20 protein-coding genes are annotated in these 21,387 nt (G+C 66.6%); 8 read left to right on the forward strand and 12 right to left on the reverse strand.

The features are described from left to right. Window positions 1-332: 332 nt before the first annotated feature. Window positions 333-917, reverse strand: a complete 585-nt coding sequence (locus ABD017_RS02310) for an FMN-dependent NADH-azoreductase (RefSeq protein ID WP_343879723.1) — start codon at window positions 915-917, stop codon at window positions 333-335. A gap of 117 nt (window positions 918-1,034) precedes the next feature. Here ABD017_RS02310 and ABD017_RS02315 point away from each other — a divergent pair, with 117 nt between their 5' ends. From ABD017_RS02315 to ABD017_RS02325, 3 genes are all read left to right on the forward strand, one after another. Then, window positions 1,035-2,006: a LysR substrate-binding domain-containing protein gene (locus ABD017_RS02315; protein ID WP_425543644.1), complete on the forward strand. Its 972-nt coding sequence runs from the start codon at window positions 1,035-1,037 to the stop codon at window positions 2,004-2,006. A 69-nt stretch (window positions 2,007-2,075) separates the two neighbouring features. Next, a complete protein-coding gene (locus tag ABD017_RS02320; protein WP_343879725.1) occupies window positions 2,076-3,218 on the forward strand; it encodes a pyridoxal phosphate-dependent aminotransferase in 1,143 nt (380 codons plus the stop codon). 2 nt (window positions 3,219-3,220) lie between these two features. Further along, window positions 3,221-4,021, forward strand: a complete 801-nt coding sequence (locus ABD017_RS02325) for an amidohydrolase (RefSeq protein ID WP_343879727.1) — start codon at window positions 3,221-3,223, stop codon at window positions 4,019-4,021. 109 nt (window positions 4,022-4,130) lie between these two features. Here ABD017_RS02325 and arsC read toward each other — a convergent pair whose 3' ends face one another. The 4 genes from arsC to ABD017_RS02345 are packed head-to-tail and all read right to left on the reverse strand — an operon-like array spanning window position 4,131 to window position 7,818. Further along, complete coding sequence (gene arsC, locus ABD017_RS02330; RefSeq protein ID WP_343879729.1) at window positions 4,131-4,475, reverse strand: arsenate reductase (glutaredoxin); 345 nt, start codon at window positions 4,473-4,475, stop codon at window positions 4,131-4,133. A 21-nt stretch (window positions 4,476-4,496) separates the two neighbouring features. After that, entirely contained in the window at window positions 4,497-5,999 is a 1,503-nt protein-coding gene (locus tag ABD017_RS02335; RefSeq protein ID WP_343879731.1) for a pseudouridine synthase, read from the reverse strand. Then, window positions 5,996-6,850: an SMC-Scp complex subunit ScpB gene (gene scpB / locus ABD017_RS02340; protein ID WP_343879733.1), complete on the reverse strand. Its 855-nt coding sequence runs from the start codon at window positions 6,848-6,850 to the stop codon at window positions 5,996-5,998. Before scpB ends, ABD017_RS02335 begins: the two co-directional genes overlap by 4 nt. Before the next feature lie 35 nt (window positions 6,851-6,885). Next, on the reverse strand, window positions 6,886-7,818 hold the full coding sequence (locus ABD017_RS02345) for a segregation and condensation protein A (protein ID WP_343879735.1): 933 nt from the start codon (window positions 7,816-7,818) through the stop codon (window positions 6,886-6,888). Between the two features lie 881 nt (window positions 7,819-8,699). Between ABD017_RS02345 and ABD017_RS02350 the strand changes: the two genes are divergently transcribed. After that, window positions 8,700-9,068 (forward strand): PilZ domain-containing protein, encoded by a 369-nt coding sequence (locus ABD017_RS02350; RefSeq protein WP_343879737.1) that lies wholly within the window; start codon window positions 8,700-8,702, stop codon window positions 9,066-9,068. A 57-nt stretch (window positions 9,069-9,125) separates the two neighbouring features. Here the strand turns inward: ABD017_RS02350 and ABD017_RS02355 are convergent, their stop codons facing one another. Then, window positions 9,126-10,823, reverse strand: coding sequence for an AMP-binding protein (locus ABD017_RS02355; RefSeq protein ID WP_343879739.1), 1,698 nt, complete (start codon window positions 10,821-10,823; stop codon window positions 9,126-9,128). 137 nt (window positions 10,824-10,960) lie between these two features. On the opposite strand from ABD017_RS02355, the gene ABD017_RS02360 reads away from it, so the two are divergent. Further along, window positions 10,961-11,407, forward strand: a complete 447-nt coding sequence (locus tag ABD017_RS02360) for a hypothetical protein (RefSeq protein ID WP_343879741.1) — start codon at window positions 10,961-10,963, stop codon at window positions 11,405-11,407. 147 nt (window positions 11,408-11,554) lie between these two features. On the opposite strand, the gene acnA is transcribed toward ABD017_RS02360, so the two are convergent. Next, a complete protein-coding gene (acnA, locus tag ABD017_RS02365; RefSeq protein ID WP_343879743.1) occupies window positions 11,555-14,308 on the reverse strand; it encodes an aconitate hydratase AcnA in 2,754 nt (917 codons plus the stop codon). 248 nt (window positions 14,309-14,556) lie between these two features. Here acnA and ABD017_RS02370 point away from each other — a divergent pair, with 248 nt between their 5' ends. Beyond that, window positions 14,557-15,483: a LysR family transcriptional regulator gene (locus ABD017_RS02370; protein ID WP_343879745.1), complete on the forward strand. Its 927-nt coding sequence runs from the start codon at window positions 14,557-14,559 to the stop codon at window positions 15,481-15,483. A gap of 116 nt (window positions 15,484-15,599) precedes the next feature. Here ABD017_RS02370 and hflD read toward each other — a convergent pair whose 3' ends face one another. Genes hflD through ABD017_RS02385 form a run of 3 tightly spaced genes read right to left on the reverse strand, consistent with a single transcriptional unit; the run spans window position 15,600 to window position 17,857 of the window. Beyond that, window positions 15,600-16,223 (reverse strand): high frequency lysogenization protein HflD, encoded by a 624-nt coding sequence (hflD, locus tag ABD017_RS02375; protein WP_343879747.1) that lies wholly within the window; start codon window positions 16,221-16,223, stop codon window positions 15,600-15,602. A 36-nt stretch (window positions 16,224-16,259) separates the two neighbouring features. Continuing rightward, window positions 16,260-17,366, reverse strand: coding sequence for a tRNA 2-thiouridine(34) synthase MnmA (gene mnmA, locus ABD017_RS02380; RefSeq protein WP_343879749.1), 1,107 nt, complete (start codon window positions 17,364-17,366; stop codon window positions 16,260-16,262). After that, a complete protein-coding gene (locus ABD017_RS02385; RefSeq protein ID WP_343879751.1) occupies window positions 17,363-17,857 on the reverse strand; it encodes an NUDIX hydrolase in 495 nt (164 codons plus the stop codon). The genes mnmA and ABD017_RS02385 overlap by 4 nt, the downstream gene beginning before the upstream one ends. A 110-nt stretch (window positions 17,858-17,967) precedes the next feature. On the opposite strand from ABD017_RS02385, the gene clpS reads away from it, so the two are divergent. Both clpS and clpA read left to right on the forward strand, forming a co-directional pair. Further along, the gene (gene clpS / locus ABD017_RS02390; protein WP_343880640.1) at window positions 17,968-18,294 is read left to right on the forward strand and encodes an ATP-dependent Clp protease adapter ClpS; all 327 of its coding nucleotides are present in this window, start codon (window positions 17,968-17,970) and stop codon (window positions 18,292-18,294) included. A gap of 63 nt (window positions 18,295-18,357) precedes the next feature. Next, window positions 18,358-20,625, forward strand: coding sequence for an ATP-dependent Clp protease ATP-binding subunit ClpA (clpA, locus tag ABD017_RS02395; RefSeq protein ID WP_343879753.1), 2,268 nt, complete (start codon window positions 18,358-18,360; stop codon window positions 20,623-20,625). 128 nt (window positions 20,626-20,753) lie between these two features. On the opposite strand, the gene infA is transcribed toward clpA, so the two are convergent. Both infA and ABD017_RS02405 read right to left on the reverse strand, forming a co-directional pair. Continuing rightward, window positions 20,754-20,972 carry a translation initiation factor IF-1 gene (gene infA / locus ABD017_RS02400; protein WP_007081871.1) on the reverse strand — a complete coding sequence of 73 codons (219 nt, stop codon included), beginning with the start codon at window positions 20,970-20,972 and terminating at the stop codon, window positions 20,754-20,756. A 101-nt stretch (window positions 20,973-21,073) separates the two neighbouring features. After that, a complete protein-coding gene (locus ABD017_RS02405) occupies window positions 21,074-21,349 on the reverse strand; it encodes a polyhydroxyalkanoic acid system family protein (RefSeq protein ID WP_343879757.1) in 276 nt (91 codons plus the stop codon). Window positions 21,350-21,387: the final 38 nt, after the last annotated feature.

Genomic DNA, 21,387 nt, shown 5'->3' on the forward strand with positions numbered 1-21,387 from the left:
GTGAACTATAACACTGCATTTCGAGTCGTCAATGGGCGGCAGCTGAAATCGGGGCATGACTGATGGCAGGGGTGGCCAGGCCGACGCCGGGACGGCGTCCGGGCAAGACAGCGCAAAAAGGCCAGCTTGTCAGGCTGGCCTCTTGCATTGCGGTTAGGGATGGCCTGAACAAGTCGTCATCCCAGCGAAAGCTGGGATCCAGTGCCTCGGCAACCTATTGAAGACACTGGATTCCAGCTTTCGCTGGAATGACGAGCAAAGGCTTGTTCAGACCTTCCTTAGCGGCCGTCGCGGGAAACGACGGCGCGATGGCTGGTAGTTATCGGTGCGCGTCAGGCGGCTTCGGCCACCAGCGTGTGGATGGCGTCCTGCGCCGACTTCAGCGCGGTCGATTTGTGTTCGTCGCCCACGGCCAGGCCCTCGGCCCGCACGAACTCCACTTCGCCGATGCCGATGAAGGCAAACGCCGCGCGCAGGTAGGGCTCCTGGAAATCCATGGCGGCGCCCGCCGAATCCTTGCCGTAGAAGCCGCCGCGGCTGGACGCCACGATCACCCGCTTGCCGCCCGCCAGCCCTTCCGGCCCGTTGGCGGTGTAGCGGAAGGTCTTGCCGGCCACCAGCACGCGGTCGAGCCAGGCCTTGAGCTGGCTGGAGATGGTGAAGTTGTACATCGGCGCCCCGACCACGACCACGTCGGCGCCGAGGAAGTCCTCCAGCACCTTGTTGCCCAGCACGGCGGCGGGATCGGCGGCGTCGGCCACCGGCGTCCAGTGCGCCAGCGGCTGGGCGGCCAGGTCGTGGTAGTCGACCACGGCGTCCGGCGCAGCGCGCTTCAGCTCCGCTACGATGTCGGCGGTCAACTGGCGCGACACGGAATACGTACCCAGCGCGCTGGAATCGATGTGCAAGATTTTCATGGTGAGTCTCCTGTTCGGGCCGGTTATCGGCAACGGAATCAGGATATATTTGGAACAATGCGGCGATAAGACGGCACGTTTTGAACTTATCGTTCCCAAATGGAAACGGTGAAGGCCATGATGAGCGGCGCCCTGCAGGATCTCAACGACTTGTACTTCTTTGCCGCGGTGGTCGAGCACGGCGGCTTCTCTGCCGCCGGGCGGGCGCTGGGCGTACCCAAATCGCGCCTCAGCAAGCGGGTGGCGCAATTGGAGGAACGCCTGGGCGTGCGCCTGCTGCAGCGAACCACGCGGCGCTTCATGGTCACCGAGGTGGGCGAGCGTTTCTACGCGCACTGCCGCGCCGTGCTGGAAGAAGCCCGGGCCGCGCAGGATGCCGTGGACGAGTTGCGCGCGGAACCGCGTGGCCTGGTGCGGCTCAGTTGCCCGGTGTCGCTGACGCAGACGGTACTGGCGTACCTGCTGCCGGATTTCCTGGCGCTGTACCCGAAAATGCAGGTGCGGGTGACGTCCAGTGATCGCCGCGTCGACGTGATCGGCGAGGGCTACGACCTGGCCATCCGCGTGCGCAACAAGCTGGACACCGACGCCAACCTGGTCGTGCGCAGTTTCGGTCTGGCGCGTACCAAGCTGGTGGCTAGCCCGGCGCTGCTGGATGCGCAGGGCCGCCCGTCGCAACCCGACGAACTGGCCAACTTGCCGGCGCTGTCGATGCGCGAACATGAGGGCGCGCAGGTATGGGAGCTGATCGATGCCGATGGCAAGCAGTCTGTCGTTGAAGTGCAGGCGCGGCTGATCACTGGCGACTTTGCCCTGCTGCTGGAGGCCGCACGTCGCGGCATGGGCGTGGCGTTGCTGCCGGAATCTGTCTGCGCGCCGGCCATCACCAGCGGCGAGCTGGAAGTGGTGCTGCCGGACTGGAGCGTTCCCGATGGCACCATGCACTTCGTCTATCCCAGCCGGCGCGGCATGCTGCCGGGCGTGCGTGCGCTGGTGGATTTTCTTGCCGAGCGACTGCCGGCCACCACCATGCTGAGGCACGAGCAATGCAAGCGACGGCCGCTGGAGGACTTGCCGGCCTCCCGCTGATCACGCCATCACGCGTGGCGCCACCGATATAATGTCCGCTTGTTTGGGCATCCAGACGGCCAAATCATCATGATCGAAACCAAGCTTCCGAAAGTCGGCACCACCATCTTTACCGTGATGAGCCAGTTGGCGCTGGAACACAAGGCGGTCAACCTGGGCCAGGGGTTTCCCGATTTCGAACCGCCGCAGGCGCTGCGCGACGCGCTTGCGCGCGCCATGGACGAAGGCCGCAACCAGTACGCGCCGATGCACGGCACCGCCGGCCTGCGCGAGCAGATCGCACTGAAGACCGAACGGCTTTATGGCCGCAAGGTCGACGTCGACCGCGAGATCACGGTGACCTCCGGCGCCACCGAAGCCTTGTTCGCGGCGATGGCGGCCGTGGTGCGCGCGGGCGACGAAGTGATCGTGTTCGACCCGGCCTACGACAGCTACGAGCCGGCGATCGAGCTGCAGGGCGCCCGCGCGGTGCACATCCCGCTGACCGTGTCCGCGTTCTCGATCGACTGGCAGCGCGTGCGTGACGCGATCACGCCGAAAACCCGCATGATCCTGGTCAACAGCCCGCACAACCCGTCCGGCGCCGTGTTGTCGGCCGGCGACCTCGACGAGCTGGCGGCGATCGTGCGCGACACCGCCATCGTGGTGCTGTCCGACGAGGTCTACGAGCACATCGTCTACGACGGCGCCCAGCATCAGAGCGTGCTGCGCCACCCCGAGCTGGCCGAGCGCAGCTTCGTGATCTCCTCGTTCGGCAAGACTTACCACTGCACCGGCTGGAAGGTCGGCTACGCGATCGCGCCGCCGGCGTTGTCGGCCGAGTTCCGCAAGGTGCACCAGTACCTCACGTTCTGCACCTTCCATCCGGCGCAGGTGGCGTTTGCCGAGTTCATGGCCAGCTGTCCCGAGCATTACCTGGAATTGCCGGCGTTCTACCAGGCCAAGCGCGACCGCTTCCGTGCCTTGCTGGCGCCGTCGCGATTGAAGCTGCTGGACGTGCCGGGCGGTTACTTCCAGTTGGTCGATTATTCGGCGATTCGCGATGAGGACGATGTGGCCTTCAGCCGCTGGCTGGTGGAGCAGGGCGGCGTGGCGGGGATCCCGTTGACCCCGTTCTGCGAAACCGCGCCGGGTACGCGCTTGCTGCGGCTGTGTTTCGCCAAGAGCGACGCCACCATGGAGGCAGGCGCCGAGCGCCTGTGCCGGCTGTGAGCATGCAACCGTTGAAGGTCTCGCTGGTGCAGGGCGCCACCCGCTGGCATGACGCACCGGCCAATCGCGATTACTACGCCGCGCTGGTGCGCCAGGCGGCCGGCAGCGACCTGATCGTGCTGCCGGAAACCTTCCTGTCCGGCTTCAGCAACGACACCCGCGCCAGCGCCGAGACCATGCAGGGCGAGGGCATGGCCTGGCTGCGCGCATTGGCGGCCGAGGTGGGGTCGGTGATCTGCGGCAGCCTGGCCATCCTGGAAGATGGCGTGGTCTACAACCGATTGCTGTGGATGCAGCCCGACGGCAGTTTCCAGCAGTACGACAAGCGCCATCTGTTCCGCATGGCCGGCGAGCACACCCGCTACGGCGGCGGCAACGCGCGCCTGATCACCACGCTGAAAGGCTGGCGCATCCTGCCGCAGGTTTGCTACGACCTGCGCTTTCCGGTGTGGCTGCGCAATCGGCGGCTGGCCGATGCGGCCGGCGGCATGGATTACGACCTGGCCTTGTTCGTGGCCAACTGGCCGGCGCCGCGGCGCCACCCCTGGCGCACGCTGCTGCGCGCGCGGGCGATCGAAAACCTCAGCTACGTGGTCGGTGTTAACCGCGTCGGCGTGGATGGCAACGAGCTGCCGTATGCCGGCGACAGCGTGGCCGTCGATCCGGTGGGCGAAGCCCTGATCGAGCTGGGTGCCCAGGAGCAGGTGGCCACGGTGACGCTGGACCCGGCGGTGCTGCTGGCGCATCGCGAACGCTTTCCCGCGTGGATGGATGCGGACGCGTTTTCGCTCGATCTCGGCTGACCCCGGGTTCCCGGACGGGGATGAACCTTATGTAGGAGCGGCTTCAGCCGCGGCCCGGACCTTGCCGTTACCCCGGGTCGCGACTGAAGTCGCTCCTACAGTAGCGCGTTCAAAGTATCGCCAGCACCGCCTCGGGCGGGCGGCCGATGGCGGCCTTGCCGTTCGCCACCACGATCGGGCGCTCGATCAGCTTAGGGTGCGCCACCATCGCGGCGATCAGATCCGATTCGCCGAGTGATTCGTCCGCCAATCCCAGGGTTCGGTATTCCTCCTCGCCGGTGCGCAGCAGCGCACGGGCGGTCATCCCCAACTGCTTCAGCAGTACGGCCAGTTCGGCGGCGCTGGGTGGGGTGTCGAGATAGTTGATGATCTCCACGTCGTCGCCGCGCCCCTCCAGCAAGGCCAGCGTGGCGCGGGATTTGGAACACCGGTTGTTGTGGTAGATACGCAGCATCGGTCAGGTTTCCGTCGTCGCTCAGCGATTGCCCGAGCGGTTGCCACCACGGCCACCGGGTCGGCCGCCTGCGGCGCCGCCATGTCCATGCGGACGGCCGGCTCCCTGCGAGCGGTTGCCGCCCTGGCCCTGCGGCCGGCCGCCGCCTTGCGGACGATTGCCACCCTGGCCTTGCGGACGACCGCCGGCCTGGTTGCCGTGCGCGCGGTTGCCCCCTTGCGGTCGCCCGCCGGGGGCGCGGTTGCCATTGCCGTTGCCGCCGCGCGATTCGCCGCCGAAGCCGCCGTACGGATTGCCGGCACCGCGACCCTCGCCACCGCGTGCGCCAAACGGCTTGCCGCCGGCGGAGCGGCGATTGCCGGCGCCGCCGGCGTTGCCGCGCGACGCACCGCCATCGCGACTTTCGCCGGCGAACCAGGTGCGTACCGATGGCAGCTCCTGCCCCGGCGCCACGCGTCGGGCGCGCCCGCCACCGCTGCGGCCACCGCCGGTGCGCTCGGGGCGCGCCACGTTGCCGTTGACCTCCTTGCCACCGCGCCGCGGAGGCTTGCGGCCGCGGGTGGGCTCCTCGCGGATGCGGTCAAACGCGCGCAGTTCGCGGGCCTCGTCCTGGCCGCCGGTCCAGGCGGTGCCGGCGCCACGCTCGGGGCGGTATTCGGTGACGTTGCGATTGGCGCGGCGCTGGTGCAGTACCGGGCTCAGGGTCAGCACCGGTTGCGGCGCGCCCAGGCCGGTGGTCTGGCGCAGTTGTTTCACCGCTTCGGCGTCGAGCGGCTCGCAATCGCCGCGGCGCAGGTTGCGCGGCAGTTCGATCTGGCCGTAGCGGATGCGCTTGAGGCGGCTGACCAGGAAACCCTGCGAGTCCCACAGGCGGCGCACTTCGCGGTTGCGGCCTTCGCGGATCACCACGCGGAACCAGCTATGGCTGCCGCCGCGGCTGATCACGGCAATCTCGTCGAAGCGGGCGGGACCGTCGTCCAGCTCCACGCCGGCTTTCAATCGCTCGATGATTTCGTCGGGCACCTCGCCGTGTACGCGGCAGAGGTACTCGCGCTCCAGGCCACTCTTGGGGTGCATCAGGCCGTTGGCCAGTTCGCCGTCGGTGGTCAGCAGCAACAGGCCGGTGGTGTTGATGTCCAGCCGGCCCACGGCGACCCAGCGCGCGCCCTTCAGGCGCGGCAACTGCTCGAACACGGTGGGGCGGCCGTCGGGGTCGTCGCGCGTTGTCAGCACGCCTTCGGGCTTGTGGTAGATCAGCACTTCGGTGTCGTCGCGGCTGTCGGTGGCCACCACGAACTGCTTGCCGTCGATGGTCACGCGATCGCCGGCATGCACGCTGGTGCCGATTTCGGCCGGCGCGCCGTTGAGTTCGACCTCGCCGGACTGGATGCGCACCTCGAGCATGCGGCGCGAGCCCAGGCCCGCGTTGGCCAGCACCTTGTGCAGGCGCTCTTCCAGTTGGGCGGCGGCTTCGTCGCGCGGTTCGCGCTTCAGGGACAGGACGGATTTTTGCGGCGCAGTCATGCGCGGTACTCCTCGGGATCTTGGCTGGCGGTGTCGGGTTCGACGTCCGCGGCACGGTTCGCTGCCTCATCGGCAGTGGCAATCGGGTTGTCGACGGTGGGGCTCGCATCGGAGCCGTCCTCGTCGGACTCGGGTGAAGCGGCCGGCGCGTGGGTGCTGGCCGGGTTTTCGGTTGTGTCGTGGTCGATATCCGTATCGTCGGCATCGGCGGAACCGGTGCCGACCTCTTGCGCGGTGTCCGGCCCGGTTTCGTCCGGGTCCACCGGCAGGTCGCGTTCCACGCGGGCGGGCAGGGGCTCGGGTTCGAAGCGCAGCTGCGGGTCTTCCATGTCGCGGATTTCCGACAGTGGCGGCAACTGGTCCAGCGATTTCAGGTTGAAGTAATCCAGGAACGCGCGGGTGGTGCCGAACAGCGCGGGCTTGCCGGGCACGTCGCGGTAGCCCACCACACGAATCCATTCGCGCTCCTCCATCGTCTTGATGATGTTGGAGGACACCACCACGCCGCGGATCTGTTCGATCTCCGGCCGGGTGATCGGCTGGCGGTAGGCGATCAGCGCCAGCGTCTCCAGCATGGCGCGCGAGTAGCGGCTGGGCCGTTCGGTCCACATCCGCGAGATCCACGGATGCACGTCCTGGCGCACCTGGTAGCGGAAGCCGGAGGCGACCTCCTTCAGTTCGACGCCGCGACCTTCGCAATCGCCGGCCAGCGCCTCCAGCGCGCGGGCGATCTGCTCGTGGCCGACCTCGTCGGCTTCACCGAACAGGTCGCCCAACTGGTGCGTGGTCATCGGCTGGCTGGAGGCCAGCAGCGCGGCCTCGATGATGGGTTTGATTTGTTCGATCTGCATAACCTTGGGTCGGATGCCGATTCAAAAAGAGGCGTTCATTCGCCGAATGCGTCGTTGCGTGAGGCCGGGTCGGCCAGGGCCGGCTCCTCCGCGGGATCGCCGGCCGGCTCGCCGTGGCTGGCCTTCGCCTTGACGTAGATCGGCGCCAGCGGCGCCTCCTGCACGATTTCCACGAGCATTTCCTTGGCCAGCTCCAGCATCGACAGGAACGTCACCACGATGCCGAGGCGCCCCTCGGCGGGGTCGAACAGGCTTTCGAAACGATGAAACGCATTGTCGTCCAGCCGGCTCAGCAACTCGCCCATGCGCTGCCGGACGCTGAGCGCCTCGCGCTTGATCGCGTGGTGGCCGAACAGTTCGGCGCGGTGCATCACGTCCTTCAGCGCCAGCAGCAGTTCGGTGAGCTCCAGCGGCGGCGGCAGCCGGATCACGTTGCGCTCGCCCGCATCGGCATGCACCACCACGGTGTCGCGCTCGACCCGGGGCAGGGCCTCGATATCCTCCGCGGCCCGCTTGAACCTCTCGTACTCCTGCAGCCGCCGCACCAGCTCGGCGCGGGGATCCTCCTCCACGCCTTCCTCCAGTGGCGGCCGCGGCAGCAGCAGCCGCGACTTGATCTCGGCCAGGATCGCGGCCATCAGCAGGTATTCCGCCGCCAGTTCCAGCCGCATCACATCGCGCATCAGCTCGATGTAGCTCATGTACTGCCGGGTGATCTCGGCGACCGGGATGTCCAGGATGTCCAGGTTCTGCCGGCGGATCAGGTAGAGCAGCAGATCCAGCGGGCCCTCGAACGACTCCAGGATCACTTCCAGCGCGTCCGGCGGGATGTACAGATCCTGCGGCATCTGCAGCATCGGCTCGCCGCGCACGATCGCCAGCGGCATTTCCTGCTGTTGCGGCACCGACGCGAATGCATCCTGCGGTGCGGTTACCAGGCTCTGGGGCTCGACCGGCTCAGTGCTCATCAATGCATGTCGTAGGGCCGCCTTCAGCGGCTGGCAGTGCGTTCAACGTGATTGGAACCCGTCCATTGCCGGGAGCGCCCAATCGGGTTTGCCCGCGGAATGTCCGTACTTGGAGTGCGCCTCAATGCGTCATTCCCGGCTACATCTGGTTCAGCTGTCAATGGCGAACGGCAGGGTTGCCTGGCGCCTCTGCCGCCATGACGAAGCCGCTCGATGGCGGTTCGGTCATGCGGGTTGACCGTCTCCGCGGTGCGTCGCAATCCGCCGTCGACAGCGGCAATGACGTCAGCCAGAGATGGTGGAGCCCCGGTTTCGCTGGTTGCTTGTCGGTGGTCGCTTCGGTCTGCCCGATCACCGGATGGCTGTCCCGCCAGCGCGCTGCGCTGCAAGCCTGTTGCCGGGGAACCACGCGTTGTCGAAGCGTAGCCGCTGCCACGGGACAAGTCCAGCCTTGTGTCGGTCGCACGTGCGGGGGTCGTTCATGCCGGGGGGCGTGGGGGACGCGCCGATGCACCCGCAACCAGCGTCACCCGCCGGGCGCGATGTGACCCATTTGGTCGCTGTGACGCTCAAGGGTAAGCCCGACCCACCGGCGAAAACGGCGCCCGCCGCCAGCGCGAATGGGTGCACACTTGGCGACAGGACGCGTACGCGGGAACCGAGGGACTGCCGCTGCCACCGGTGCCATGGCCTGCTGGCGTGGCATGCCGATTGCTTGGTCACGCGCGAGCCTACTGCAAGCGGTTGCCTGATGCCGTTGCGGAGCGCGTATCGGCAGTGCTGCGGATGTCATTGGCGCTGCCCGGTCGAGGATGCGGGGTGGCAAACGAATGAACATGCTTTGTGGTAACAGGCGCCATCGTGGGTGGAAGGAATCTTTGATGATCGATGACAACGAACGCGACGATGCCGGCGCGGCGGACGAGAAATTGCGACCGGCCCGTATGCAGATCGAGACCACGGTGTTGATGTGTCGCGGCGACAAATCGCATCCCACCGAACTGGTCGACATTTCCGCAACGGGCGCGCTGCTGCGCCGGCCGTTGGGCTGGGTCGGCGAGCCGGGCCAGAGCTGGGTGCTGGACATGATTTTCGGGCACAACCTGCACATCCATCTGCAGGCGGAAGTGGCGCGCGTGTCCGAGCACCACATCGGTTTTTCCTATACCCACATCCCCGAGGACAAGCAGGTGCCGCTGTGGAACCTGCTGGGCGGCTACGCCGACATCCTGGAGAACTGGAAGGGCTAGCCTTGCACGGCTGGCTGGCCGACCCGTCGCCTCGCGTTCGCGCCGGCGCGGGCCGGGTCAACCGGCGCTTGCGGGAGCCGGCTTGTGCTCGTCGCGCAGCTCGCGGCGAAGAATCTTGCCCACATTGCTCTTGGGCAACGCATCGCGGAATTCGATCAGCTTGGGCCGCTTGTAGCCGGTGAGGTTTTCCCGGCAGAAGGCCTTCAACGCCTCGATGGTCAGGTTCGGGTCCTTGCGCACCACGAACAGCTTCACCACCTCGCCGGAATGCTCGTCGGGCACGCCGACCGCCGCCACCTCGGCGACGCCGGGGTGCTGCATCACGGTGTCCTCGACCTCGTTCGGGTAAACGTTGAAGCCGGACACCAGGATCATGTCCTTCTTGCGATCGACGATATAGACGTAGCCGTCCTTGTCCATCCGCGCGATGTCGCCGGTGTGCAGCCAGCCGGCGGCATCCAGCACGTTGGCCGTTTCGTTGGGGCGGTTCCAGTAGCCCTTCATCACCTGCGGGCCGCGCACCATCAGTTCGCCGATTTCTCCCAGCGGCAGCGGCTGGCCTTCCTCCGACCATATCGCCACGTCGGTGGAGGGAATCGGCAGGCCGATCGAGCCGTTGTAGGCGGCCAGATCCAGCGGGTTGATGCAGACCGCCGGCGAGGTTTCGGTGAGGCCGTAGGCTTCGGCCAGGGTGCAGCCGGTGGTTTTTTTCCAGCGCTCCGCCACCGGGCGCTGCACCGCCATGCCGCCGCCCAGCGTCAGGTGCAGGCGCGAGAAATCCAGCTCGGCAAAACCGGGCGTGTTGAGCAAACCGTTGAACAGGGTGTTGACGCCGGTGATCGCGGTGGGCCGGGCTTTCTTCAGCTCCTTGACGAAGCCTGGCATGTCGCGCGGGTTGGTGATCAGCCAGTTCAGCCCGCCCAGGCTCATGAACACCAGCCCGTTCGCCGTCAGCGAAAAGATGTGGTACAGCGGCAGCGCGGTGATGATGACTTCCTCGCCCGGCGTCACCAGCTCGGTGCCGATCCACGCGCTGGCCTGCAGCATGTTCGCCACCATGTTGCCGTGGGTCAGCATGGCGCCCTTGGCCACGCCGGTGGTGCCACCGGTGTATTGCAGGAAGGCGAGGTCGTCGGGCCCGAGCTCCACCGCGGGGACGGCGTGGCCGGCGCCGCACGCCAGCGCATCGCGGAAACGCACGGCCTGCGGCAACTCGAACCGCGGCACCATCTTCTTGACGTGCTTGAGCACGAAATTGATCAGCGCGCCCTTGGGAAAACCGAGCATGTCGCCGATGCCAGTGGTGACGATGTGCTCCACCGACGTGCCGGGCATGGATTGCTGCAGCGTGGCGGCGAAATTGTCCAGCACCACGATCGCCTTGGCGCCGGAGTCTTCCAGCTGGTGCTTGAGTTCGCGCGCGGTGTACATCGGGTTGGTGTTGACCACCACCAGGCCCGCGCGCAAGGCGCCGAACAGCACGACCGGATACTGCAGCACGTTGGGCATCATGATCGCGATGCGATCGCCTTTGCCCAGCTTCAGCACGCCGGTGAGATAGCCGGCGAACTGGCGGCTCAGTTCATCGACCTGGCCGTAGCTGAGCTGCTTGCCGAAGCTGGAGAACGCCGGCCGCTGGCGGAACTGCGCGAACGCTTCCTCCACCACCGCCACCACCGAGGCGTAGCGGCCGGTATCGATCTGCGCGGGGACGCCCGCCGGGTAATTCGCCAGCCACGGACGCTCAATGCTCATGCTCGGGTTCCCTGTTTGTCGGTGACCATGGATCGCCTGGATTCATCGGTGGCAACATCCACCATGCACAACGCATTCCGATTCATTGGAGCATGCGCCCGCGTATAGCGGCAAGCCGCACCGCAACGAGTTCCGCCATGATCCCGAAGAAGAAAACGATCCTCATCGCCGGCGTGCTCGTCCTGTTGGCGTTGCTGCTGCCGGGTTGCCGCCGCGCGCCCGACGAGGCCCAGGTGCGCGAGGCGATCGCCGCCATGGCGCAGGCCGCCGAGGCCGGTTCGGCCAGTGACGTGGGCAAACCGCTCAGCGAGGATTTCGACGGCAACGGTGGGCGACTGGACCGGCGCGGATTGACCGGCATGATTCGGCTGCTGGCGCTGCGCGGCGACCATGTCGGGGTCACGATGGGACCGGTCTCGATCGAGCGCCGCGGCGAGCGGATGGTGGCCACGTTCACCGTCACCTTGACCAGTGGCGGCAAACTGCTGCCCGACCAGCTTGGCGTGTATCGCGTCGAATCGGCGTGGCGCCACGAGGACGGCGACTGGCGTTGCTATACCGCGACGTGGGAACGCGTGATGTAGGAGTCCGGCATGAAGGCGCCGGATGACCAGCCTTCGGCTGTTGTAAAGCGCTTCCAGCATTCGCTGGAATGACGTAGTGGGAGAAACCTGTGGCCACAAAAAAGGTGCCCCGGAATCGGGGCGCCTTTTTCAGGAGCTTGCGTCGGCTCAGGCGGCTTTCTTGCCCGCCAACTGCCGCAGCACGTATTGCAGGATGCCGCCGTGACGGAAGAAGTCGCGCTCCTTCGGCGTCAGCAGCATCACGTGCACGGTGAACTGCTTGCGGCTGCCGTCGGCTGCCGTGGCGGTGACGGTGGCTTCCTTCGAGCGGCCATCGTCCAGGCCGCTGATGTCGAAGGTTTCGTTGCCGGTCAACCCCAGCGTCTGCGCGTTCTCGCCGTTCTTGAACTGCAGCGGCAGCACGCCCATGCCAACCAGGTTGGAGCGGTGGATGCGCTCGAAACTCTCGGTGATCACGGCCTTGACGCCCAGCAGCAAGGTGCCCTTGGCGGCCCAGTCGCGCGAGGAGCCGGTGCCGTATTCCTTGCCGGCGATGACCACCAGCGGCGTGCCGGTTTCCTTGTACTTCATCGCCGCGTCGTAGATCGCCATCTGCTCGCCGCTGGGGATGTGACGGGTGAAGCCGCCTTCGACGCCGTCCAGCATCTGGTTCTTGATGCGGATGTTGGCGAAGGTGCCGCGCACCATCACGTCGTCGTTGCCGCGGCGCGAGCCGTAGGAGTTGAAGTCGATCGGCTGCACGCCGCGCGAGATCAGGAAGCGGCCCGCGGGCGAATCCTTCTTGATCGAGCCGGCCGGCGAGATGTGGTCGGTGGTGATCGAGTCGCCGAACAGGCCCAGGCAGCGCGCGCCGTGGATGTCCTCGACCTTGCCCAGTTCCATCGTCATGCCGTCGAAGTACGGCGGGTTCTTGATGTAGGTGGACTTCTCGTCCCACGCGTACAGCGCGCCGTCCGGCGAGGCGATGGCGTTCCAGCGCTCGTCGCCCTTGAACACGTCGGCGTAGTTCTTCTTGAACATGTCCGAGGTGACGGCACTGGCCATCAGGTCGCTGATTTCCTGGTTGCTCGGCCAGATGTCCTTCAGGAACACATCCTTGCCGTCCGCGCCCTGGCCCAGAGGCTGGGTGGTGAGGTCGATGTCGAGCGAGCCGGCCAACGCATAGGCCACCACCAGCGGCGGCGAGGCCAGGTAGTTCATCTTCACTTCGGCGTGCACGCGGCCTTCGAAGTTGCGGTTGCCGGAGATCACGGCGCCCACGGTGAGGTCGCCGGCGCTGATCGCCTTGCTGATTTCCTGCGGCAGCGGACCGGAGTTGCCGATGCAGGTGGTGCAGCCGTAGCCGACCAGGTAGAAACCGGTCTTCTCCAGCTCGCTCAGCAGGCCGGTCTTTTCCAGGTAGTCGGTGACGACCTTGGAGCCGGGCGCCAGCGAGGTCTTCACCCACGGCTTGGCCTTCAGGCCGCGCGCCGCGGCTTTCTTGGCGACGAGGCCGGCGGCCAGCATCACGGCGGGGTTGGACGTGTTGGTGCACGAGGTGATGGCGGCGATCACCACCGAGCCGTCGCCGACCTTGAAGCTCTCGCCGTTCATTTCGACCCGCACCAGGCCGTCGGTGATCGTGTTGCTCGGGTTGCCGATGGCGGTGGCGCCGCCTTCGTTGGCGAAGTCCTCCGCGGCGCCGTTCTTCGACGCGCGATGGAGGGTGGTGGCGCCCAGGTTGGCGTTGTAGTTCTGCTTGACGTCGGTCAGCAGCACGCGGTCCTGCGGGCGCTTGGGGCCGGCCATCGACGGCTTGACGTCGGCCAGGTCCAGCTCCAGCGTGACGGTGAATTCGGCGTGCGGGCTGTTCTCGTCGTGCCACAGGCCCTGGGCCTTGGCATAGGCCTCGACCAGCGCGACCTGCTCGTCGCTGCGGCCGGAGAGGCGCAGGTACTTCAGCGATTCCGCGTCGACCGGGAAGATGCCGCAGGTGGCGCCGTATTCCGGCGCCATGTTGCCGATGGTGGCGCGATCGGCCAGCGCCAGATGCTGCAGGCCCGGGCCGAAGAACTCCACGAACTTGCCGACCACGCCCTGCTTGCGCAGCATCTGCGTCACGGTCAGCACCAGGTCGGTGGCGGTGGCGCCCTCCGGCAGGCGGCCGGACAGCTTGAAGCCGACCACCTGCGGAATCAGCATGGAGGAGGGCTGGCCCAGCATCGCCGCCTCGGCCTCGATGCCGCCCACGCCCCAGCCCAGCACGCCCAGGCCGTTGACCATGGTGGTGTGCGAGTCGGTGCCGAACACGGTGTCCGGGTAGGCCCACTGCTGGCCGTCGACCTCATTGGCCATCACCACGCGGGCCAGGTGCTCCAGGTTCACCTGGTGCACGATGCCGGTGCGCGGCGGCACCACCTTGAAATCGGTCAACGCTTTCTGGCCCCAGCGCAGGAAGCTGTAGCGGGCCTGGTTGCGTTCGAACTCGATGGCGACGTTCTTTTCCAGGGCGTCCTCGCTGCCGAACACGTCGACCTGCACCGAATGGTCGATGACCAGTTCCGCCGGCGACAGCGGGTTGATCAGGGTCGGGTCGCCGCCCAGCGCCTTCATCGCGTCGCGCATGGCGGCCAGGTCGACCACGCAGGGCACGCCGGTGAAATCCTGCAGCAGCACGCGCGCGGGCATGAAGGAAATCTCGGTGTCCGGCTCCTTCTTCGCGTCCCAGGTGGCGACCGCCTCGATCTCCTTCGCCGTCACGTCCACGCCATCCTCGTGGCGCAGCAGGTTTTCCAGCAGGATCTTCATCGAGTACGGCAGCCGCTTCAGGTCGAAGCGCTGGCCCAGCTTGGCCAGGCTGGCAAAGGCGTACTGCTTGCCGTTGACTTCGAGCGTATCGCGGGCGGAGAAAGTGTCTTTCATGGGAGTGCTCCTGGCTGATCCTGCGGCTGGGATGGTGACCACGGCGACGGCTGGCCGTCCCGGCAAATTCGACAATTATCGCCCAAACGCCGGTGAGTCGCGAACCGGTGCGAGCGATTGGCGATGGTGGCAGAACGGGAATTATCGACACGTGCAGAGGCGGGCAGCGAGTAGACTGCGGCGACCTCGGCCGGTGTTTCCAACAAGGATGGGGCCGTCCCGCCCATGGCGCAAACGCTTTTGATGACATGCAGCATTCGATGATTTCGACCATCCTGGCGGCGGTGTCGCTGCGTGATCTGGCGCTGGTGCAGGCGGTGCATCGCCACGCCAGTTTCAACAGCGCCGCACGCGCCATGCACATCAGCCCCTCCGGCCTCTCGCACCAGGTGCAGAAGGTGGAGCAGGCGCTGGGCGCACCATTGTTCGAGCGCGGTGGCCGCAGCATCGTGCCCACCGCCGGCGGCCGTCGCCTGCTGCAGCAGATCGACGCCGTGCTGGCCGCCGCCGAGCACCTGCAACAACTCGCCCGGGCCGGCGCGGTGGCGTTCGGTGGTGAATTGCGGCTGGGTTTGCCGGCCTCGCTGGGGCCGTACCTGTTGCCGCATCTCATCTCGCCGTTTCCGCAGCACTTCCCGGGCGCGCGGCTGCTGATCTCCGAGGGCAAGCCGCGTGGCCTGTTGCGCCGACTGCACGAGGGCGAGCTGGACGCGGTGCTGGCGCCGCGGGTTTCCGCCGGCAGTGGTGTCGCGATGAAGCCGCTGTTTTTCGAACCGTGGGAATTGATGCTGCGTGCCGATCACGCGCTGGCCGGCCGGCGCAGCGTGAGCCTGGAGCAGCTCGATCCGGCCCAGGCCACGCTGATGGCCGAGAGCCACGCCGACGGGCTGGGCGGGGAAGGCGGCGATCACGGCCACGTGCAGGACGTGAGCCTGGAAAGCCTGGCTGCGCTGGTCAGCCTGCGCGGCGGTTATGCGCTGGTGCCGGCGCTGGCACACGAGCGGCTGGCGTCGATGCCGAACATCGTCCTGGCCCGGCTGAAAGGCCAGGCCACCGGCCGCGAGATCGCCTTGTACTGGCGTGACGCGTCGCCGTGGCAGGATGACCTGCAGGTGTTCGCCACCTTGCTGCGTCGGCTGGCGCGGGCGCGACCGGGGCTGAAGCTGCTGGGGTGATTGCGGTACGGGTTTCGGCGCTGCCTTTGTAGGAGCGGCTTCAGCCGCGATGCCTCTGCTCTGGGGTCCCGAAGCAAGAGCATCGCGGCTGAAGCCGCTCCAACAAGGTGCCGCCCTCAGCCGTTGTCCAGCATCGCGCCGGTCAGCAACCCGCGCGCCAGCATGCTGCACTGGCGCCGGTACAGCAGCAGTTGCCATTGCCGGCCGCCCACCTGCCGCCACAATACGGCCGAACGCACGGCGGCCAGCAGGTTGGCGCGGATCTTCTCCACCACCGCCGGTTGCTGCAATTGCTGCGGGTTGCCGTTGACCATCACGCGCGGGGTCAGCAACGACAGGGTTGAGACGTACAGCTCCGCCAGCCGGCCCGTCACCTGCGGCGACGCCTGGCCGAAATGCTCCACTTGCCGCTGTGCGGCGACGATGCCCTGCTGCAATTGATCGAGCAGGTCCGATCGGGCGGACAGGCTGCGTTCCAGCCGCATCACGGTAACCACCATGCGCGTCAGCGCCATGTCGCGGTCGCTCTCGTCCAGTTGCGACACCAGCTTGCGCAGGCCAGGCCGCATGTTGGCGACCGAGCCGTACACGCCCACCACCGAGGGCGCGTCGATGCGGAAGACACTGGCCACGCCCGCTTCCATGGCGGCCTCGTCGCAGCGCCCGTCGTTGGCGAGCTTCTGCGCCAGCGAGCAGGCCTGGAAGATGCCGGCCAGCGCCAGCACGCGCTCTTCATTCATCGAAAAAGTTTCAAACACCAGGAAAGGGCTCGCTGATCAGGGGGAGAGGGGTGGCAGCCCGCCGTAGGCGGCGTCGGTGGCGGCGATCACGGCACCACCAAGGCAGGCCTCGCCATCATAGAGAACCACCGACTGGCCGGGCGTCACGGCGCGTTGGGGATGGTCGAAGCGCACTTCCAGCCGGTCGGCATGCGCGATGACCTCGCAGGCCTGGTCGAGCTGGCGGTAGCGGGTGCGGGCGGTGCAGCGAAACTGCGGCGCGGGTGCCGCGCCGGCAACCCAGCTGGGCGCTTCCGTTTCCAGCCGCTGCGACTGCAGCCAGCGGTTTTCGCCGCCTTGCGCCACGTACAGCACATTGCCGGCGACATCCTTGCCCACCACGAACCAGGCCTCGCCGCTGGCGCCATGGCGCCCGCCGATGCCCAGGCCGTTGCGCTGGCCCAGCGTGTAGTACATCACCCCCTGGTGCTCGCCGATCAGCTCGCCCTCGGGCGTGCGCATCTCGCCGGGGCGGGCGGGGATGTACTGCGCCAGGAAGTGGCGGAAATCGCGCTCGCCGATGAAACAGATGCCAGTGGAATCCTTCTTGGCGTGGGTGGGCAGCGCCGCCTCGCGGGCCAGTTCGCGCACGCGTGGCTTCTCGATGCCGCCCAGCGGAAACAGCGTGGCCGACAGCTGCTGCTGGCCCAGCGCGTGCAGGAAATAGCTCTGGTCCTTGGCCGCGTCCACCGCGCGCAGCAGCCGATAGTGGCCGTCGCGCCGATCCACGCGGGCATAGTGGCCGGTGGCGATCTTTTCCGCGCCCAGCGTCTGCGCCTCGTGCAGGAACGTCTTGAACTTGATCTCGCGGTTGCACAGCACGTCGGGGTTGGGCGTGCGGCCGGCGCGGTATTCATCCAGGAAATGCGCGAACACGCCATCCCAGTACTCGGCCGCGAAATTGCGCGCGTGGAACGGGATGCCCAGCCGACCGCAGACCGCCACGGCGTCCTTGCGGTCGGCATCGGTGGTGCATGGTCCGCTGCGCTCGTCCTCTTCCCAGTTCTGCATGAACAGGCCTTCGACCTTGTGTCCGGCCTGTTGCAGCAGCAGCGCCGCCACCGAGGAATCGACGCCGCCGGAGACGCCCAGCATCACTTTCATGCGGGCGTGTCCGGCGGGTTTCCGGGCAGGTAGTCCAGCACCTGCAGCGGTAGGCGCTGGCCCGCAAGCCAGGCGTCGATGCTGAGCAGTACCAGCGGACTGCGCACGCGATCGCCCAGCGCGACGATCTCCGCGCGGGTAAGCCACAGCGCGCGGTGGATGCCGGTGTCGAGCGGCCGGTCGGGGTCGTGGCTCAGCGCCCGCGCCGCGAAACTGAAGCGCACCACGCCGTCGCCGTGTTCGGTGCTGCGCCATTGCTGGATGCCGATGAGATGCTGCAGCTCGACCGTCCAGCCGGTTTCCTCCAGCGTTTCGCGCAATGCGGCGGCGGTGAGGCTTTCACCGTCTTCCAGATGACCGGCCGGCTGGTTGTAGGCAAGGCGGCCGCAGGCCTCCTCCTCGACCATCAGGTAACGGTCGCCATCGGCGACGACGCAGGCCACCGTGACGTGGGGGCACCAGACTTTTCGCGGGGCAGGGGAATCGGACATGGGCAGGCACTGGAAAAGCGCCCATTGTGCCATTACCTCAGGCAGTTCTCGCCGCGGGGCGCCACGTGCCGCGGCGTATACTCGGCATCGAAATCATCACTCAAGAACTCATGGCCCACGAATCCGAACACGAACATGATCACGGCCGGGGACTGGCGGTGGAGCCGGCCAAGCCGGAGGTGGCGCGGCCACCCCTGTTTCGGGTATTGCTGCTCAACGACGACTTCACCCCGATGGATTTCGTGGTCGAGGTTCTGCGCAGCTTTTTCAATCTCGACCAGGAGCAGGCGGTACAGGTGATGCTGCACGTGCATACTCGCGGAAAAGGCGTCTGCGGCGTCTTTACCCGCGAGGTGGCCGAAACCAAGGTGACGCAGGTAAACGAATATTCACGCGCCCATCAACACCCGTTGTTGTGCACTATGGAAAAGGCTTGAGCACCCCCATTTGGTGGGCATGGCGACAACACGTCGCTTCCAACCTCAGCGGAGTCGATCCGAATGTTCAGCAAGGATCTCGAAGTCACCATCGGCCATTGCTACAAGCAGGCCCGGGAGCAACGCCACGAGTTCATGACCGTGGAGCACCTGTTGCTGGCGCTCACCACCAACCAGTCGGCGCTGGGCGCACTGCGCGCCTGCGGCGTCGACCTGCCACGCCTCAGCAGCGAGCTGGAGCGGATCATTGCCGAAACCGTGCCGGTACTGCCGCACGGTGACGAGCGCGATACGCAGCCCACGCTGGGTTTCCAGCGGGTGCTGCAGCGCGCGGTCTATCACGTGCAGTCTTCCGGTCGCAAGGAAGTCACCGGCGCCAACGTGCTGGTGGCGATCTTCGGCGAGAAGGATTCGCATGCGGTGTATTTCATGCACCAGCAGGAGATCACCCGCCTGGACGTGGTCAACTACATCTCGCACGGCATCGCCAAGATCGGCGAAGAGCCGGCGGCTGGCGCCACCGGCGGGCAGGAGCGCGAGGGTGAGGAGGGCGAGGCCAAGGGCAACCCGCTGCACGAGTTCGCCAGCAACCTCAACGAGCTGGCGCTGGAAGGCAAGATCGATCCGCTGATCGGCCGCACCGACGAGATCGAGCGCACCATCCAGGTGCTGTGCCGCCGGCGCAAGAACAACCCGCTGTACGTGGGCGAGGCCGGCGTGGGCAAGACCGCACTGGCCGAGGGCCTGGCCAAGCGCATCGTGGACGGCGAGGTGCCGCAGGTGCTGGAAGAAGCCACCATCTGGTCGCTCGACCTGGGTGCGCTGGTGGCCGGCACCAAGTACCGCGGCGATTTCGAGAAGCGCCTGAAGGGCGTGATCACCCAGCTGAAGAAGCAGCCGGGCGCGATCCTGTTCATCGACGAGATCCACACCATTATCGGCGCCGGCTCTGCCTCGGGCGGCACCATGGATGCCTCCAACCTGATCAAGCCGATGCTGGCGTCGGGCGAGCTGCGCTGCATCGGTTCGACCACGTTCCAGGAATACCGTGGCGTGTTCGAGAAGGACCGCGCGCTGGCCCGCCGTTTCCAGAAGATCGACGTGGTCGAGCCCACCGTGGCCGACAGCATCGAGATCCTTAAGGGCCTGCGCTCGCGTTTCGAGGAGCACCACCACGTCGCCTATACCAACGAGGCGCTGAAGGCGGCAGTGGATCTCTCGGTCAAGCACATTCCCGACCGTCTGTTGCCGGACAAGGCCATCGACGTGATCGACGAAGCGGGCGCGCGCCAGCGCCTGCTGCCGGACAACGAGCGCACCGGCACCATCGACGTGGGCGAAGTGGAGTACATCGTCGCCAAGATGGCGCGTATCCCGGCCAAGCAGGTTTCCGCGTCCGACCGCGATGTGCTGCGCAACCTCGAGCGCAACCTGAAGATGGTGGTGTTCGGGCAGGACCCGGCGATCGAGGCGTTGTCTGCCTCGATCAAGATGGCCCGTTCGGGCCTGGCCGATCCGACCAAGCCGATCGGTTCCTTCCTGCTGGCCGGTCCCACCGGCGTGGGCAAGACCGAGGTCACCAAGCAGCTGGCGATGCAACTGGGCATCGAGATGATCCGCTTCGACATGTCCGAGTACATGGAGGCGCACTCGGTGTCGCGGCTGGTCGGCGCGCCTCCGGGCTACGTCGGCTTCGACCAGGGCGGGCTGCTGACCGAGGCGGTGGTCAAGCATCCGCATGCGGTGCTGCTGCTGGACGAGATCGAGAAGGCCCACCCGGACGTGTTCAACATCCTGCTGCAGGTGATGGACCGCGGCGTGCTCACCGACACCAACGGTCGCGAGGCCAACTTCAAGAACGTGGTGGTGGTGATGACCACCAACGCCGGCGCGGCGCTGGCGTCGCGACGCAGCATCGGTTTCGTGGAGCAGAAGCACGAGTCCGATGCGATGGAGGTGATCCGCCGCATCTTCACCCCGGAGTTCCGCAACCGGCTCGACGCGATCATCCAGTTCAGTGCGCTGGACTTCGAGCACATCCTGCGCGTGGTGGACAAGTTCCTGATCGAGCTGGAGAGCCAGCTGGCCGAGAAGCAGGTGGTGCTGGACGTGGACGCGGATGCCCGCCATTGGCTGGCGGAGCACGGCTTCGACGCGCAGATGGGCGCGCGCCCGATGGCGCGGGTGATCCAGGAGAAGGTGAAGCGTGCGCTGGCCGACGAGCTGCTGTTCGGCAAGCTGGCCGACGGCGGCAAGGTCAAGCTCAGCGTGCGCGACGGCGAGCTGCAGGTCGATTGCGAAGCCAGCGAGAAGTTGCCGGTGGTGGTGTAGCCGCCGGCGGCCTTCCTCCGGAACGCGGGACAAAACAAAAGGCGGCGCATGGCGCCGCCTTTTTATCGTCCAGCATCCGGAGCTTGCGCCAGGGCGGGCCGCGGCGAAGCGGGCCAGCCGGCGGAGGCTTACTTCATGCGATAGGTGATCCGCCCCTTGCTCAGGTCGTACGGGGTCATCTCGATCTTGACCTTGTCGCCCGTGAGGATGCGGATGTAGTGCTTGCGCATGCGGCCGGAAATATGGGCGATGACAACATGCCCATTCTCCAGTTGTACGCGAAACATGGTGTTGGGCAAGGTCTCCTGGACCGTACCCTCCATTTCGATGACGTCGTCTTTTGCCATGTGGTCCGGTGTTGGTTCACAGCCATTGTGGCTGCGTAAGCCGACGAGTATGCCACGGATGTGGCTCTGGTCAAAGAATCGTCAGTCGCGACCGGTCAGGTTCAGGCGAAGTGTTCGTCCAGCTTGCGCCGGATTTCCTGCTCGATCATGCCCTTCATCGGCGACAGCATCAGGCCCAGTTCGGCGTTGACCAGAATCTCCCTGGCGCCGATGGCGATATCGCCCTTGACGCCGGGCCGGGTGAACCGCAGCGAATCGCCGTGCCACTCGCACGCCATGCCGAATTTCTCGCGCATGCGCGCGGCGATCTGGTCGATCACCGAACGGGCCTCGGTCGGCGTCATCCGGCAGGGTTGCTGTAGCGTGATTCTGGGCATGCCGCGCTCCGCTGTGGGCCGCATAGCTTAAGGCAGTG

Origin of the sequence: Rhodanobacter caeni (assembly GCF_039523575.1) — a bacterium.
Classification (GTDB): Bacteria; Pseudomonadota; Gammaproteobacteria; order Xanthomonadales; family Rhodanobacteraceae; genus Rhodanobacter; species Rhodanobacter caeni.

Excerpts from the sequence above, each read along its gene's own strand:
- ABD017_RS02405 (WP_343879757.1), bottom strand. The coding sequence starts at position 21,349 with ATGCCCAGAATCACGCTACAGCAACCCTGCCGGATGACGCCGACCGAG.
- ABD017_RS02350 (WP_343879737.1), top strand. The coding sequence starts at position 8,700 with ATGATCGATGACAACGAACGCGACGATGCCGGCGCGGCGGACGAGAAA.
- ABD017_RS02320 (WP_343879725.1), top strand. The coding sequence starts at position 2,076 with ATGATCGAAACCAAGCTTCCGAAAGTCGGCACCACCATCTTTACCGTG.
- arsC (WP_343879729.1), bottom strand. The coding sequence starts at position 4,475 with ATGCTGCGTATCTACCACAACAACCGGTGTTCCAAATCCCGCGCCACG.
- hflD (WP_343879747.1), bottom strand. The coding sequence starts at position 16,223 with ATGAATGAAGAGCGCGTGCTGGCGCTGGCCGGCATCTTCCAGGCCTGC.
- ABD017_RS02335 (WP_343879731.1), bottom strand. The coding sequence starts at position 5,999 with ATGACTGCGCCGCAAAAATCCGTCCTGTCCCTGAAGCGCGAACCGCGC.
- ABD017_RS02355 (WP_343879739.1), bottom strand. The coding sequence starts at position 10,823 with ATGAGCATTGAGCGTCCGTGGCTGGCGAATTACCCGGCGGGCGTCCCC.
- acnA (WP_343879743.1), bottom strand. The coding sequence starts at position 14,308 with ATGAAAGACACTTTCTCCGCCCGCGATACGCTCGAAGTCAACGGCAAG.
- ABD017_RS02325 (WP_343879727.1), top strand. The coding sequence starts at position 3,221 with ATGCAACCGTTGAAGGTCTCGCTGGTGCAGGGCGCCACCCGCTGGCAT.
- clpS (WP_343880640.1), top strand. The coding sequence starts at position 17,968 with ATGGCCCACGAATCCGAACACGAACATGATCACGGCCGGGGACTGGCG.
- clpA (WP_343879753.1), top strand. The coding sequence starts at position 18,358 with ATGTTCAGCAAGGATCTCGAAGTCACCATCGGCCATTGCTACAAGCAG.
- infA (WP_007081871.1), bottom strand. The coding sequence starts at position 20,972 with ATGGCAAAAGACGACGTCATCGAAATGGAGGGTACGGTCCAGGAGACC.
- scpB (WP_343879733.1), bottom strand. The coding sequence starts at position 6,850 with ATGCAGATCGAACAAATCAAACCCATCATCGAGGCCGCGCTGCTGGCC.
- ABD017_RS02310 (WP_343879723.1), bottom strand. The coding sequence starts at position 917 with ATGAAAATCTTGCACATCGATTCCAGCGCGCTGGGTACGTATTCCGTG.
- ABD017_RS02315 (WP_425543644.1), top strand. The coding sequence starts at position 1,035 with ATGATGAGCGGCGCCCTGCAGGATCTCAACGACTTGTACTTCTTTGCC.
- mnmA (WP_343879749.1), bottom strand. The coding sequence starts at position 17,366 with ATGAAAGTGATGCTGGGCGTCTCCGGCGGCGTCGATTCCTCGGTGGCG.
- ABD017_RS02370 (WP_343879745.1), top strand. The coding sequence starts at position 14,557 with ATGCAGCATTCGATGATTTCGACCATCCTGGCGGCGGTGTCGCTGCGT.
- ABD017_RS02385 (WP_343879751.1), bottom strand. The coding sequence starts at position 17,857 with ATGTCCGATTCCCCTGCCCCGCGAAAAGTCTGGTGCCCCCACGTCACG.
- ABD017_RS02345 (WP_343879735.1), bottom strand. The coding sequence starts at position 7,818 with ATGAGCACTGAGCCGGTCGAGCCCCAGAGCCTGGTAACCGCACCGCAG.
- ABD017_RS02360 (WP_343879741.1), top strand. The coding sequence starts at position 10,961 with ATGATCCCGAAGAAGAAAACGATCCTCATCGCCGGCGTGCTCGTCCTG.